This is a genomic window from Streptomyces sp. NPDC008001 (assembly GCF_042958085.1).
Lineage (GTDB): Bacteria > Actinomycetota > Actinomycetes > Streptomycetales > Streptomycetaceae > Streptomyces.
In genome coordinates this window covers 303,515-317,325 of the sequence record NZ_JBIBIZ010000006.1, presented here as the reverse complement: position 1 = coordinate 317,325, position 13,811 = coordinate 303,515, and the positions used below count along the sequence as shown (strand labels likewise).

Here is a 13,811-nt window from a genome sequence, read left to right as displayed (position 1 = left end):
GGCCGTCACCCGCCGCAGCGCACGTCACCTGCGGCGGGCGTCCGCCGCATCCCGCCCGCAGGCGTAGGCCAGCGCGCTGACCAGCTCCTCCGCGTCCGGCAGCCAGCGGTTGGCGGCCGTGGGCTGGCGCGCCCACTGCACCGAACCGCGCGCCCCCATGCGGGTGGGCGGCGCGACCACGTAGTCGCCCTCGCCGCGCGCGATCAGATCCAGCGACGTGGGGTGCCAGCCCAGCTTCCGGGCCAGGTCACCGACCTTCAGCGCCCCGCCGGGCAGCACGAGGAACAGCATCCGGCGGAGCGGCGTGCACGTGATCGGCCCCAGCTGGATGCCCATGCGCTCCATCCGGGCCAGCGCCAGGCAGCCCGCCGTCTCGGGAACGTCCAGCGCGTCGAACGTGCGGCCCGTCGGCAGCAGGACCGACGCGGCGGGCTGCTTCTCCCACATGCGGCGCACGGCGACCGCGCTGCCCGTGGCCTGCGTGGCCCAGTCCGGGCGGTCCGGGTGCGCGCCCGGGGCGGGGCAGCCGAGGTCACCGCACGAGCAGTACTCCCGCCCCTCCTCCACCGTCAGCCACGTGCCGCCGAATACGTCCCAGTGCCGCTCCTCCGCGTACCTGACAGCGGCGTCCAGCAGTTGCTCGCTGCGCTGGTGGGGGAGGTGCGGGGCTCCTACTGCGATGGTCTCTTCCACGCCCATCACAACTCCCCTTGTCACGAGGGGTTACGGCTCAGGCTCACGCTTGTGGGCGGTGCCAGGACATGCACGTGGGGCGCACGGATGCATGTACGGGGGCGCAGACGCGGGTTGGCCGCCGAGGGTGGGTAGCCACCTGTCCGGCGTCGGGGCGAGACCGTCATTGTCTGGCCAATGCCGCCTTTGCTGTCATTACCGTTAAGTCCGCATTCTCCGGACATTCAGGGGGCAAAGATCACAGGGGAAGACGCAGTCAGCTGTCACAGCTTCTCCCACAGCTTCTCCGCACACCGCGGCGGTCCGCGCCGCGAACGCTTAGCAGTCCCAGGGGGTACAGCATGGCCGCACGGCCACTCGTGGCGCGGCAGCCGAACGAACGGCTGCAGGCGCTCATTCAGGAAGCCGCCTGTTCCAACGCCGGCCTCGCCCGGCGCGTCAATATGTGCGGCGCCGAGCACGGGCTCGACCTGCGCTACGACAAAACGTCCGTAGCGCGCTGGCTGCGCGGCCAGCAGCCGCGCGGGCGGGCCCCGGCCATCATCGCCGAGGCGCTGGGCCGCAAGCTCGGGCGCACCGTCACCATCGACGAGATCGGCATGGCGAACGGCAAGAACCTCGCCTCCGGCGTGGGCCTGCAGTTCTCGCCCACCGTGCTCGGCGCGATCGAGCAGGTGTGTGAGCTGTGGCGGAGCGACGTCGGCCGCCGGGACTTCCTCAGCGGCACCTCCGTCGCCTCGTCGGCCCTCGTCGAACCGAGTCGGGACTGGCTCATCACCGGGGCCGACCCCCAGGTCGCCCGCAACGCCGGCGCGCGCGTCGGGGTGTCCGACGTCGAGGCCGTACGTGCCACCACGGAAGCGCTGGTCGAACTCGACCACCGCTACGGCAGCGGTCACGTCCGGCCCGTCGTCGTGCACTACCTCAACAGCGTCGTCTCCGGACTGCTCGCCGGCTCCTACCGGGAGGCCGTGGGGCGCGAACTCTTCGCCGCCGTCGCACGGTTGACCGAGCTCGCCGGCTACATGGCCGTCGACACCGGCCAGCCCGGCCTCGCCCAGCGGTACTACATCCAGGCGCTGCGTCTCGCCCAGGCTGCGGGGGACCGTGGGTACGGGGGGTACGTGCTGGCCGCCAGCATGAGTCACCTGGCGGCATCGCTGGGAAACCCCAGGGAAATCGCCCAGTTGGCGAAAGCCGCACAGGAAGGCGCGCGCGGGCACGTCACACCGCGGGCCGAGGCCATGTTCTACGCGGCCGAGGCGCGCGGGCACGCGCTGCTCGGTGACGCCCGCTCCTGCCAGACCGTGGCGGCCAAAGCCCTGGCCAAGCTCGAAGAGGCCGGAGACCCGTCCCCGGACTCCGGCGACCCCGCGTGGATCCGGCACTTCGACCACGCCTACCTGGCGGACGAACTGGCGCACTGCCACCGCGATCTCGGCCAGGCCGAACAGGCCCGCCGGCACGCGGAGGACGCCATCGCCGGGCACGCCGAGGGCCGGGTGCGCAGGCGCGCCATCGGCATGCTGCTGCTGGCCACGGCGCAGGTCCAGCAGCGGGACGTCGACGAGGCGTGTGCCACGGGCGTGCGGGCGCTGGACCTGCTGGGCACGCTGAGGTCCAACCGGGGCGCGGAGTACCTGGAGGACTTCCAGCAGCGGCTGGCTCCCTACCGGGAGGAGCCGGTGGTACGGGAATTCGGGGCACGGCTGGAGGTGCAGGCGGCATAGGGGCGCCGGCCCCCTGCCCTTCGCCGGGCAGGGGGCGGCCGCATGGCCCCGCCGTGCGGTGACCCGGTAGCGTGGCCGCGCTATCGATAAGTTGCCGTACAGCTGAGGAGTCCCGGTGACGCAGAGCGGACAGGGCAACGCGCCTCAGCCGGCCGCCGGCCGGCCCTGGGGCGAGCCGTGGGGGCCCGACGCGCAGCGCGCCCCCCTGCCGCCCGAGACGCCGCCGGGCGGCCCCGCGCGCCCGGGCGACTCCGAGGCCACCCAGTACCTGCCGCCCGTCCTGGGCACCCCGCCCGCCCCGGCCACGCCCGACCCCTCCTCCGAGGCCACCCAGTACTTGCCGCCGCTCGCCTCCGGCCCGCTGCCGGGGGCGCCGCAGCCGCCTGCGCGCTATGCGCAGGGGGGCACGCAGGGCGGCGCCCGTGGTGCGGGTGACGCGCCGGGCGCGGCCCCGTCGGCGGGGTCCGCGGATCCGGCTACGCAGTATTTGCCGCCTGTGGGTGGGGGCGGCGCTGCTGGTGGGGATTCTGCCGCCGCTACGCAGTACCTGCCGCCCGTCGGTGGGGGTGCGTCTTCCGGTTCCGGTGATGCGTCGGCTGCGGCGACGCAGTACATGCCGCCGGTGGCGGGAGGCGGTCCCGCTGGTGGGGACGCTGCTGCCGCTACGCAGTACCTGCCGCCTGTGGGCGGGGGTGCGTCTTCTGCCGGTGGGGATTCCGCCGCCGCCACGCAGTACCTTCCGCCGGTCGGTGGGGGCGGCCCGGCGGGCGGGGATTCCGCCGCGGCCACGCAGTACCTGCCGCCCGTCGCCGGAGGCGGCCCCGTGCCGGGGGAGCGGCCGCCGCCCTCCGAGTTCGACGGGCTGTTCCGCGCGTCGGCCGCGTCTGCCGCCGCCGCGGCCGTTCCCGGGCCTCCCGGACCGCCCGCACCCGGCCACGCCGCGGCCGGGCACATACCCCCGCCGCGTGCCCCGCACGCGGCCCACCCCCAGCCCGCGCCGGCCTCCCCGCCCTCCCGGCGGAAGCTGCCCACCGCCGCCATCGTGGGCCTCGTCGTCGCCGGCTGCGCCGTCGCCGGGCTCGGCGCCGGCGCCCTGCTCAGTGGCGGGGGCGACGACAAGAAGGACGTCCCGCAGAACACCGCCGTCAGCTCCGCCGCGCCCAGCAGCGCGCCCGCGGACGACGGCGGCAAGAAGGAGCCCTCGGCCGACCCCGCGGACCCGGCGGCGGCCCAGGCCAAGGCCCTGGACGCCCTCCTGCAGGACAGCAACAACAGCCGCGACGCCGTGATCAAGGCCGTCGACTCGACCCGGAACTGCAAGGACCTCGGCAAGTCCGCCTCGGACCTGCGCGACGCCGCCAAGCAGCGCGAGGGCCTCGTCACCCGGCTCCAGAAGACCACGATCGACAAGATCCCCAACAGCGCCGAGCTGTCGGCGCAGCTGACGAAGGCGTGGCAGTCGTCCGCCGCCGCGGACAACCACTACGCGGCCTGGGCGGACCAGGTGGGCGGCAAGCACGGCTGCATCAAGGGCCACGCGCGCCCGTCGGGCGAGAGCACCGCGGGTGACCGGGCCAGCGGCGACGCCACCACGGCCAAGAAGCAGGCCGCGGAGCTGTGGAACCCGATCGCGAAGAAGTACGGGCTGTCGCAGCACTCCTGGGCGCAGCTCTGACCGGTCCGGCCCATGACCGTCCGGCCCGATCCGGTCCGTGACCGCCGGGGCCCGGCCCGGCTGTCAGTGGGGGAACGTACGATCGATTGCTATGCAGGGTTCGGAGAAGTCTTCCCGCCGCGGCCGCCGCTCGACCACCATGGACGGCATGCCGCTCAATGACATGCCGTGGTGGCGCTGGCGTGCGCAGGTGCGCTCGGCGCTGCACATGCTCTCGGACCCGGTCTTCCAGCGCGAGCGCTGGCTCGTCGGCGACGCGGGCTTCGGGGATGTGACGGACGCCGTCTACCGACTCGTCGAGGACACCTGGCTGGACAACTGGTCGGCCGAGAAATACATCGGGACGATCTTCCGGGACTCGGGCGAGGCCGCGCTCGTCGACCTCGCCGTGCTGCGGGTCCTGCGGATCATGCACCAGGTCGGGCCGGACGCCCCCGTCTCGGCCTATCTGGAGCACCAGGGATGGCCGGAGGCGGTCCTGGCCGCCCGGGAGGCCCACGTCCGGCTCGCGCTGAACGACGGGGACGAGCCGGAGGTGCCGCCGCGGCCGCTGGAGGTGCTGGAGCGGCTGACGCAGGTGCGCTGAGCGGGGCCGGGCCGGGTCGCCTCGCGGTCCCCGTGCCCGGCGCGGTCCGGCGGGCCCCTCGGGTGTGCGAGGCTATTGGGCTATGAACGCCTCCCAGTCCCCTGCCGCCGAAGGGGCCCCAGCGCAGCCCGAGCAGTACGTCCTCACCCTCTCCTGCCCCGACAAGCAGGGCATCGTCCACGCGGTGTCCAGCTATCTCTTCATGACCGGGTGCAACATCGAGGACAGCCAGCAGTTCGGTGACCACGACACCGGGCTCTTCTTCATGCGCGTCCACTTCGGCGCGGAGGCGCCCGTCACCCTGGAGAAGCTGCGCGCCAGCTTCGCCGCCATCGGCGACTCCTTCCACATGGACTGGCAGATCCACCGGGCCGACGAGAAGATGCGCGTCGTCCTGATGGTGTCCAAGTTCGGCCACTGCCTGAACGACCTGCTCTTCCGCTCGCGGATCGGCGCCCTGCCGGTGGAGATCGCCGCCGTCGTCTCCAACCACACCGACTTCGCCGAGCTCGTCGGTTCCTACGGGGTGCCCTTCCACCACATCCCGGTCACGAAGGACACCAAGGCGGAGGCGGAGGCGAAGCTCCTGGAGCTCGTCCAGGCCGAGAACGTCGAGCTGGTCGTCCTCGCCCGCTACATGCAGGTCCTCTCGGACGACCTCTGCAAGGTCCTCTCCGGGAAGATCATCAACATCCACCACTCCTTCCTCCCGAGCTTCAAGGGCGCCAAGCCGTACCACCAGGCGCATGCGCGCGGCGTGAAGCTGATCGGTGCGACGGCGCACTACGTGACCGCCGACCTCGACGAGGGCCCGATCATCGAGCAGGAGGTCGAGCGGGTGGGTCACGAGGTGACCCCCGAGCAGCTGGTCGCCATCGGCCGCGACGTCGAGTGCCAGGCGCTGGCCCGCGCGGTGAAGTGGCACAGCGAACACCGCGTCCTCCTGAACGGCCGCCGCACCGTCGTCTTCGCCTAGCGGCCAAGCCCTCCGGCTTTCGCTTTCCGCCGCGACGGCGAGCAGAGGCCGGGGGCAGCCCTATGCCCTGGCTTCCGCCGCGACGGCGATCCGCCACAGTGGCGCTGTCCGGCGGTGCGGGGGGCCCGTACGGCATGGCCGGCCGTACCGCCAGGGTTTCAGGTCGGCGGCGGCGAAGCCGTTGAGCAGAGGGCGCGGGCAGCCCCATGCCTTTGTTTCCGCCGCGACGGCGATCCGCCACAGCGGCGGCGTTCGGCGGTGCCAAGCCCACCCGGGCTCGTACGGCACCCGCCGGCCGTGCCACCGCACCGTCACATCCGCGACAGTGAAGCCGTCGCGTAGAGGACGTCCAGGATCGCCTCGCGGTCGCCCGAGTGGCCCGCGGCCGCGTCCTCCGGGTGTACGTGGCCCGCGGCCAGGCGGCAGAACTCCAGGGCGTCCAGGGCCACGTGGGCGACCTCGGTCTCCGGGAGCGCCGTGGCGGCCGGGGAGTCGAGGGGGACGTGCCAGTGGCCGCCGCCGCTGCCTTCCACCTCCAGGTGGAGGGAGCGGCCCGGGGCGCCCGCCAGGGCCAGCGCCCGGGGCGGCGGGGCGAGCCCCGTGCGGCGGCGGGCCGCGATGGCCGCCGGGAGCATGCGGGCCGCGAGGCCGACCAGCTCGTGGAGGTGGCCGGGGGACGGCGGCAGGTACGGGTAGTCGACGGCCTCGGCGATGTCCTCGGCGTGGATCCAGCACTCGAAGGCCCGGTCGAGGAACGCATCGCGCAGCGGAAGCCCGAACGGGCCGTAGGAAACGGTCAGTTCCGCGGCGTCGGCGTCCGCGAAGGACGCGCCCCGTATCAGCGCATGACCCTGGCTCCGCCACGCGCCCCGCACCGCGCCGGGCGGCGCGGCGGACGTCTCCGCCCAGAGCGCTTCCGTGCGCCCGGCGGGGGAACCCGGCCCGGGGAGGTCCCCCAGGGGATCCGGCAGCCCCAGCGCCCTCGCGACGAGGCCGTCGACGGCCGTGAGGTGGCCGATGACCGCGGCCACCGTGGTCTCCCGCTCCGCGGGCCGCTCGCCGTCGAACCACCGCAGCCGGACCGGCGCTTGCCACTCCGCCTCGCCGATGTCGCGCAGGAGGGCGTCGAGCCGGGCGGTCTCCGCGTCGTAGGGCGCGGCCCAGGCCGGCACGGGGACGCGGGCCGGGCGGCGGCCCAGGCAGGAGGCGAGCACGCGGGAGCGGAGCCGCGGGTCGAGGTCCAGGTTGTCCTCCGGGTGCAGCAGGGCGACGGCGTCGCGGAGCCGTACGGCTTCGTCCGCGCAGGTGGCGCAGTCGGTCAGGTGGGCTTCGACGGCCGCGGTCTCCTCGGGCGAGCAGGCGGCCAGGGCCCATGCGCCGAGCAGGGACTTCAGGACCTTGTGCGACGCCGGGGGAGCGGACGCCGGGGGAGCCGGCACCGGAGCAGCAGCAGCGGCGGCGGAGGCGGCGGAAGGGGCCTCAGGGTCCGGGGAGGGCGCGGGGCCGGTCTCCGGCCACCTCGCCGCATCCTCCGCGGCCGTCCGCGGCAGCGGTATCCGCAGCGGACGCCCCGGCGGACCGGAAGCGCCGTTTCCGTCTTGACGGCCGGGTCCGCCGCAGCCGCTCTCCGGGCTCACAGCGCCCCTCCGTGCGCCGGCGGCGCGACGACGCGCGGCCCGGGGTGCGCCGTGGAGAGCAACTGCAGCCCCAGGCGCAGGCGGCGGCGCGCCTCGTCCTCCGTGACGCCGAGCTGCGCGGCGGCCCGGCGGTAGTCGAGCCGGCGCAGGTAGGCGAGGTCGAGCGCGGCGCGCAGCGGGGCCGGCATGGACGTGACGATGTAGTCGGCGCGGGCGGCGGCGGACGCGGCCCGCACCTTCTCCTCGATCTCCTCGGGGGTGGCCGCCCCGTCGCTCTGGGACTGCCGCAGCCGCTCGACCGCCTGACGGTGGGTGAGCCCGGCGATCCACGACCGCAGCGAGCCCTCCCTGGGATCGAAGTCGCCGGGGTGCTCCCAGACGTGGCCGAAGACCTCGCGCGTGACGCGGTCGGCACCGGCCTCGTCACCGAGGACGCGGTGGGCGAGGGTGTGCACGAGGGAGGCGAAGCGGTCGTAGAGCTCGCCGAGGGCGGCCGCCTCGCCGTGCGCGAGTCGTTGCTGCATCTTGCGGTCCCACCGGGGTGGTGCTGCGTCGGTCGCCATGGCTGCCCCCTCCATCCGCCTGTTGCTCCGTCCGCCTGTTACGCCTGGCCGTTCACGGCTGCCGGGTCCGGCCCGCCCGGCCGGAGTCGAACGGGCATGCGTCGCACTCATGCCCAGCTTCGCATCGCACGGCGCTTGTGCCCACGGTCACATACTCCTCGAATGTAGTGGCCGGGTCCGACAGTCAGGCCGCCTTTGCGGGGAACATCGTGAAGATCGCATCGCCGCGCGGCTCCGGGTGGTATTGCCCCGGTCACCTTCCGCACATCTGGCCGATCGTTACGGATCGTACGTGCGCGAATGTGCCGATGTGTTATGCGGGTGTGACCGGAACTTTGGGGATTAAGGGTTCGAGCTGGGCATAGGCTCGTTGGGGGCCGGTGCGGCACATCCGGTCCCACGGGCGTTTCGCGCGGGAGAGACGGGGGAGACGCCGGGCAGCCACGGCTGCGGAATGGTCCGTTCCGGGGAGCGAGACACCGAGCGAAGGGGCTTCGAGCGCGTGACGCTGAAGGTGAAGGACGCCGAGCGCGGGGACTGGGCAGTCCTCCGGGTCTCCGGCGAGATGGACCTGGTGACGTCGCCGGTGGTCCGGCAACGCGTGCACGACGCGGTCGCCGACGGACGGCGCAGTCTCGTGCTCGACCTGGCCGAGGTGCGCTTCTGCGACTCCAGCGGCGTCGGCGTGCTCATCGCGGCCCGCCGCCTGATGCGCTCCTGTCAGGGGCGGCTGAGACTCATCCTGCCCCCGCAGGGCGGCGCGGCGGACGGCTCCCACGTCAATAGGGTGCTCGGCGCACTCGGGGTGCGCCGCCTCTTCGAGATCTACCCGGACCTGGCCACGGCCACCCACGAGGGGCTCGACGGCACCGGCGACCCCCTCCCCGCCCAGTCCGCCTGAGGCGCCGTCCGCCAGGCCCCGTCCGCCACTAGGTCCCATTTGCCACGGACGACGTCATCACCCTCGTCCGAACGCTGCTACCCCTCCCGCGGGAACCCGGCCCGTACGACGAATCCGCCCTCCCGCGTCGCATGCGCCTCGAGCGTTCCTCCCAGACTCTGCGCCCGTTCGCGCAGCCCCACCAGACCGTGCCCGCCGCCGGGCAGCCCCGGTGCCGGCACCGCCGCGTCCGGCGGCCCGTTGCGGATCTCCACCAGCAGCCTCTCCGCGGCGTCCTCCGCGACCCGTACCCGTACCCGCGCACCGGGCGCGTGCTTACGGGCGTTGGTCAACGCTTCCTGCACCGTGCGGAACGCCGCCCGCTCGACGGCCTCGGAGCGCCCGGCCTCCGGACCGCAGGTGTTCTCGTACGTCACGTCGAGCGCGCTCAGCTCGATCAGCCGCGGCAGGTCCGCGAGGCGCGGCTGGGGGGTGAGCTCCTCGGTGTCGGCCCCCGCGGCGCGCAGGATGCCGACCATGTGCCGCAGCTCCTCCAGCGTGCGCACCGACAGCTCGCGGATCCTGCGGGCCCCGTCGCGCGCCTGCTCGTCCCCCGTGCTGATCTGCACGGCGCCGGCCTGCAGGCTGATCAGGCTCACCTGGTGGGCGACGACGTCGTGCATCTCGCGGGCGAGCCGGGCGCGCTCGGTGGCCAGCACCTGGTCGGCGAGCAGCCGGTCCTCGCGCGCGCGGCTGCGCGTCAGCTCGTCGAGCCGGGCGCCGAGCTCGCGCCGGGTGCGGGTGAGCAGGCCGAGCGCGATGGGCGTGGCGGCGGTCACCCACGCGTCGACGAACTTCAGGGCCAGCTCGCGCCGGTCGTCGAAGGAGAGCTCGGAGATCGGGTACGGCAGGAAGTGCGCGGCGGCGAGCAGCGTGGCCGCCCCCGCCAGCAGCCGCCGGTCGGTGCGCCGGGTCGCCACCGTGTACAGGGCGATCATCGGGGCGAACCAGATGTAGCCGATGTAGATGCCGGGCAGCGTCGCCGCGAAGACGGTCACCGGGAAGCGCCTGCGCCACAGCAGCGCGGCCGCGGCCGCGAGCGACACCCCGAGGGCCGGCCCGGCCTTCGGCCCGTTGACCAGCAGGGCGTCCATGGCCGCGATCAGCGCGGGGACGGCGATCGGCAGGGCGGTGCGGACCCGCGGGGGCAGCGGGCGGAGGCCGGAGAAGGCGGTCAACGGGTGCCGTCCTGTGCGGCTGCGGTGCCTTCCCCCGGCCGCTGCTTCCCCTGCGTCGTGACGAGCCCCGCCCGGTCGGCGACGATCGCGGCCTGGACGCGGTTCAGCCCGCCGAGCTTGCCGAGCACCGCGCGGACGTGGTCCTTCACCGTGCTGGGCGCGAGCCCCATGCGCTCCGCGATCTGCGGATTGGCCAGCCCCGCCCCGAGGTGCGCGAGCACCTCCCGCTCGCGCGGGGTGAGCACGGCCACCGCCTCGGCGGCCGTCGTCTCCGCCTCGGACGCGAGATAGCCGCCGATCACCGCCCGGGTCACGCCCGGATCGAGGACGCTGCCGCCCGCCGCGAGGGTCCGCACCGCCTGGACGAGCTGCTCCGGGTCGGTGTCCTTGAGCAGGAAGCCGGTCGCGCCGCCGCGCAGGGCCGCCGCCAGGTACTCGTTCGCGTCGAAGGTCGTGAGCATGGCGACTGCGGGCGGCTGCGGGGCGGCGCGCAGCGCGCGCAGCACGGTCAGCCCGTCGACGTCCGGCATCCGGATGTCCAGCAGGACGACATCTGGGGCGCAGTCGCGCACGGTGCCGACGGCCTCGCCGCCGCCGCAGTCGGCGACCACCTCGATGTCCGGGGCCGTGCCCAGGATCATCCGCAGCCCGGACCGGACGAGCTGCTCGTCGTCCACCACCGCAACACGGATCACCTGCCGTTACCTCTTCCACGCCTACCGCCCGGGCTCTGCCCGTCCGGTCCCTGTGTGCTCACGACCCGCTAGACCCCGTTCTCGAGGGTCCGGTTCCGGTCAGGACCACCAGCCTGCCGCACGGGTCCGACAACCATGACCGTAAACGGAGCGTGGCGCTCCGCCTGCTCACTCCGCGGACGGGCGGGAGAACCCGGGAGAGCTCGGGAGGATTCGGCGAAAACTGGAAGGGACCCGGAAGAAACCTACGAGAGGCGCCCCGTCCCTCCCGTCCCGTCCCCCCGATCGGCGGAGGGGCCCCCTCCCATCGGCGGGGGCGAGCCTGGACCCGCGGTGGATTCCCAGCGGGGCCCGGGGGCGGCAGAGTGCTGTCGTACTGCAGCATGCCGGGACTGACCTACCGGCAGTGAGGTGCTGCGGCACACGGCCGCGGACCGCCGCATCCCCCACAAGCGGCGGCCCGATGCTCGGAAGGGGAACTTCTGAGTGGCCAAACTTGCCCCGCCCGGAGCGATCCGGGCGGGGCGGGGGATTGCTTCAGGGGGGAGACGGATCACTTCGCCCGTGTGCGGGCCGGGAGTGAGCGTCGGTACGCACGAGGGGCAGGCGTAGAAGGTCACGCCGTGGCTGCTGCCCGTCACGAGGTGGCGGACGATCACGGGCGCGCTGGTGCGGGTGCCGCCCAGGCCGGCACGTGCTGTTGAGTGCTGCGCCCGCGCTCCTGCGGTTCGCCGGGAAGGCATACGGGAAGAGACGGGCCGATCTTGTTCGCGGCGTGTCGCAGGTACGGGCAGTGTGCGCCCGTTCCTCGTCCGTCCGCTGGACGGCTGCGCGATGGCGGGTGTCCGCCGGCCATCCGCCGACGTCATCTCCGTGCCGTGCGCGCTTTCCGTGTGCGGGGCTGTGCCGGGGTACCCGGGGACACTGCAAGGGGGGGCTGCGGGGCAAGGGAGCGACCTCAACAAGGGGATAGGCGTTCACGCCCGCCCCCGTTCGGATGATGAGCGCATCCTCGGACAGTGGCTCGGGTAATACGGCAGCGGCGCCGTGCAGTGCGAGCGCTCAACCACAGGACTACGAAAGCTGGTTCACCATGCTGCTGGCCCCGGTGATGTTCCCCTTTTCAGCCGTTGCCGACCTCTTCCAACATGGCGTCGCCACCGTCATCCAGCACTTCCCCGGCCTGAGTTGAGCGACACAGCTCGGACACCGGACAGACGTGGCACGGACGGCACGACGCTTGCGCACTGCCGTCCGTACCCTCACTGCTGAACTCCGATGGGTTACGGTCCACGGCGATAGACACGTGAAACCCTGAGGGGCCGCACGTGATCCACGTCGACCAGGGCCACGGGGAAGTCAGCCCGTCACGTACTCGTCGACCTTCACGGCCCCTGGGCCCGGGTACGAGCGTCCAACCGACACCGCCGTGTTCCTTCGGCATAGGGGCGGGCAGATACCTGTACGGTGGCTGCCCGCCACACCACCGAAGCGCCATGCGCCTCATGGCGGACGTGCCCCGCTCACACGGTCGCTGACCCTCTGAGACTCCACCTGTGCCGCAAAGGCAAGCATCAACATCATGAGCTCGCTGGTGGGGTCCATCGGGTTGCGGAAGCCGAAGACGAGACGGCCTCCGCCGATGCCTTCCACAAAGACGATCACCTTGTGGTGCTCGCGTGCCCACTTCGACGGCGGCGCGGCCGGCCCAGGCCCGGGTGAGCGGCTTCGTCACATCGGTGGTGCGGCCGGTGCCGGTCCCAGCGTCGTCGTCCCGGGCGCGGCCCGGTGTCCGAGGCCCGTGCGGTACGCGTCCAGGGCCGCCTCGACCCGCCCGGTGCGCCGCAGCAGGTCGCCCAGCAGCCGGCACAGGTCGGCCAGGTCGCCCGCGGCCCCCGTCCGCTCCAGCAGCGAGAGCGCCGCGCAGTAGTGCTCCTCCGCCGTCTCCGTGAGCCCCCGCTCCTCCGCGATCAGGCCCAGCAGCCGGTGGGCGCCGCCCGCGTGCACCGCGCCGCGCTCGGCGCCGAGCGCCGACGGCGACAGCAGCGGGCTCAGCAGCCGCTCCGCCTCGGCCCGCTTGCCGCGCCGCCGCAGCACGTCGGCCAGCTCCACCTCCACCTGCACGGTGAACAGCGCCGCCCGCTTCGACGCCAGCATGTCGCGCGCCGTCCGCAGCTCGCTCTCGGCGCCCTCCAGGTCGCCGTTCTGCGCGCGGACGTAGCCGCGCATCCAGTGGCAGTGGGCGAGCTCGGTGCGGATGTGCAGCTGCTGGTAGAGCTCCTGGGCCTTGGCCAGGGAGGCGTCGGCCTCCTTGATGCGGCCCTCGGCGATCAGCGTGCGGGCCACCCCGCGGTGCATGCCGGCCACGAGCGCCGGGTCGTCCACCTGGGGGGCCAGGGCGAGCGCCAGCTCGGCGGCGTGCGCGGCGCGGGCGTGCGCCCCCATGTCCATGTACGGGGCGATGGAGGCGGTGTAGAGGAGCAGGAGCGCGTCCGGGTCGTGCAGGCCGGAGGCGTTCAGCTCGTCCAGGGCCGTCTCCAGCAGGTAGCAGGCGTAGCGCAGTTCGCCCGCCAGGAGGTGGGCGGTGGCGCGGCCGCGCAGGGCGGGGACGCGGCGCGGCAGCGGCTCGTCGGCCAGCAGGGTCTCGGCGGCGGCGTAGTGGTCGCGGGCCTCGGCCAGGTCGCCGGTCTCCAGGGCGCAGTCGCCGAGCCCCAGGTGCGCGGCGGCCTGCTCGGCGACGAGCTCCGCGCCCGCCGCCTCGTCCCGCAGCGCCGCGTAGAGGGCGGCGGCGTCCTCGGCGGCGCCGGTGGCCAGGGTGCGGCGGGCGTCGGTGAGCCGCAGCCGCAGCCCGGTCGCCAGATGGGCGGGGCGGCCGGTGGCGAGCTCGTCGACGGTGGTCCCCAGGCGGTCGGCGAGATGGCGCAGGGCGGTCTCGGAGGGACGGACCCGGCCGGCCTCCAGGGTGGAGATGTAGGCGGCCGTGTAGGCCGGCTCGGCCAGCTGGCGCTGGGTGAGGCCCTTGGCCGTACGCAGCCGCAGCACGCGCCGGCCGATGTCGGCGGGCGCGTCCGCCCGTATGCCGTGGGTGCTGTTCTCGGCCACTGGTGCCCCTCGGTAGGTTACGCCGTGCATTTCAGC

General features: G+C 73.8%; 12 protein-coding genes. 6 read left to right on the top strand and 6 right to left on the bottom strand.

The window, feature by feature from the left end:
* Positions 1-24 precede the first annotated feature (24 nt).
* Positions 25-699: a bifunctional DNA primase/polymerase gene (locus ACFZCD_RS18035; RefSeq protein WP_391831842.1), complete on the bottom strand. Its 675-nt coding sequence runs from the start codon at positions 697-699 to the stop codon at positions 25-27.
* Positions 700-1,034: 335 nt separating this feature from the next.
* Here ACFZCD_RS18035 and ACFZCD_RS18030 point away from each other — a divergent pair, with 335 nt between their 5' ends.
* The 4 genes from ACFZCD_RS18030 (at position 1,035) to purU (ending at position 5,660) form a co-directional block, all read left to right on the top strand.
* On the top strand, positions 1,035-2,423 hold the full coding sequence (locus ACFZCD_RS18030) for a transcriptional regulator (protein ID WP_391831840.1): 1,389 nt from the start codon (positions 1,035-1,037) through the stop codon (positions 2,421-2,423).
* 115 nt (positions 2,424-2,538) lie between these two features.
* On the top strand, positions 2,539-4,098 hold the full coding sequence (locus ACFZCD_RS18025; protein WP_391831838.1) for a hypothetical protein: 1,560 nt from the start codon (positions 2,539-2,541) through the stop codon (positions 4,096-4,098).
* Positions 4,099-4,189: 91 nt separating this feature from the next.
* Entirely contained in the window at positions 4,190-4,684 is a 495-nt protein-coding gene (locus tag ACFZCD_RS18020; RefSeq protein ID WP_391831836.1) for a hypothetical protein, read from the top strand.
* Positions 4,685-4,766: 82 nt separating this feature from the next.
* On the top strand, positions 4,767-5,660 hold the full coding sequence (gene purU / locus ACFZCD_RS18015) for a formyltetrahydrofolate deformylase (protein ID WP_391831834.1): 894 nt from the start codon (positions 4,767-4,769) through the stop codon (positions 5,658-5,660).
* 311 nt (positions 5,661-5,971) lie between these two features.
* Here the strand turns inward: purU and ACFZCD_RS18010 are convergent, their stop codons facing one another.
* Both ACFZCD_RS18010 and ACFZCD_RS18005 read right to left on the bottom strand, forming a co-directional pair.
* Entirely contained in the window at positions 5,972-7,297 is a 1,326-nt protein-coding gene (locus ACFZCD_RS18010; RefSeq protein ID WP_391831832.1) for a maleylpyruvate isomerase family mycothiol-dependent enzyme, read from the bottom strand.
* Positions 7,294-7,860, bottom strand: coding sequence for a sigma-70 family RNA polymerase sigma factor (locus ACFZCD_RS18005; RefSeq protein WP_391831830.1), 567 nt, complete (start codon positions 7,858-7,860; stop codon positions 7,294-7,296). The genes ACFZCD_RS18010 and ACFZCD_RS18005 overlap by 4 nt, the downstream gene beginning before the upstream one ends.
* Positions 7,861-8,314: 454 nt before the next feature.
* Between ACFZCD_RS18005 and ACFZCD_RS18000 the strand changes: the two genes are divergently transcribed.
* Positions 8,315-8,761, top strand: coding sequence for an STAS domain-containing protein (locus tag ACFZCD_RS18000; RefSeq protein WP_391831828.1), 447 nt, complete (start codon positions 8,315-8,317; stop codon positions 8,759-8,761).
* Between the two features lie 77 nt (positions 8,762-8,838).
* On the opposite strand, the gene ACFZCD_RS17995 is transcribed toward ACFZCD_RS18000, so the two are convergent.
* The gene (locus tag ACFZCD_RS17995) at positions 8,839-9,894 is read right to left on the bottom strand and encodes a sensor histidine kinase (protein ID WP_391832258.1); all 1,056 of its coding nucleotides are present in this window, start codon (positions 9,892-9,894) and stop codon (positions 8,839-8,841) included.
* 80 nt (positions 9,895-9,974) lie between these two features.
* Positions 9,975-10,673, bottom strand: a complete 699-nt coding sequence (locus ACFZCD_RS17990) for a response regulator (protein ID WP_391831826.1) — start codon at positions 10,671-10,673, stop codon at positions 9,975-9,977.
* 1,000 nt (positions 10,674-11,673) lie between these two features.
* Here ACFZCD_RS17990 and ACFZCD_RS17985 point away from each other — a divergent pair.
* Complete coding sequence (locus ACFZCD_RS17985; protein ID WP_391831824.1) at positions 11,674-11,865, top strand: hypothetical protein; 192 nt, start codon at positions 11,674-11,676, stop codon at positions 11,863-11,865.
* Between the two features lie 539 nt (positions 11,866-12,404).
* On the opposite strand, the gene ACFZCD_RS17980 is transcribed toward ACFZCD_RS17985, so the two are convergent.
* Positions 12,405-13,805, bottom strand: coding sequence for a helix-turn-helix domain-containing protein (locus ACFZCD_RS17980; RefSeq protein WP_391831823.1), 1,401 nt, complete (start codon positions 13,803-13,805; stop codon positions 12,405-12,407).
* Positions 13,806-13,811 lie beyond the last annotated feature (6 nt).

What these genes read in the sequence shown, in the direction of transcription:
- ACFZCD_RS18035 (WP_391831842.1), bottom strand. Translation starts at nt 699, where the DNA reads ATGGGCGTGGAAGAGACCATCGCAGTAGGAGCCCCGCACCTCCCCCAC.
- ACFZCD_RS18030 (WP_391831840.1), top strand. Translation starts at nt 1,035, where the DNA reads ATGGCCGCACGGCCACTCGTGGCGCGGCAGCCGAACGAACGGCTGCAG.
- ACFZCD_RS18020 (WP_391831836.1), top strand. Translation starts at nt 4,190, where the DNA reads ATGCAGGGTTCGGAGAAGTCTTCCCGCCGCGGCCGCCGCTCGACCACC.
- purU (WP_391831834.1), top strand. Translation starts at nt 4,767, where the DNA reads ATGAACGCCTCCCAGTCCCCTGCCGCCGAAGGGGCCCCAGCGCAGCCC.
- ACFZCD_RS18005 (WP_391831830.1), bottom strand. Translation starts at nt 7,860, where the DNA reads ATGGCGACCGACGCAGCACCACCCCGGTGGGACCGCAAGATGCAGCAA.
- ACFZCD_RS18000 (WP_391831828.1), top strand. Translation starts at nt 8,315, where the DNA reads ATGGTCCGTTCCGGGGAGCGAGACACCGAGCGAAGGGGCTTCGAGCGC.
- ACFZCD_RS17995 (WP_391832258.1), bottom strand. Translation starts at nt 9,894, where the DNA reads ATGGACGCCCTGCTGGTCAACGGGCCGAAGGCCGGGCCGGCCCTCGGG.
- ACFZCD_RS17985 (WP_391831824.1), top strand. Translation starts at nt 11,674, where the DNA reads ATGAGCGCATCCTCGGACAGTGGCTCGGGTAATACGGCAGCGGCGCCG.
- ACFZCD_RS17980 (WP_391831823.1), bottom strand. Translation starts at nt 13,805, where the DNA reads ATGCACGGCGTAACCTACCGAGGGGCACCAGTGGCCGAGAACAGCACC.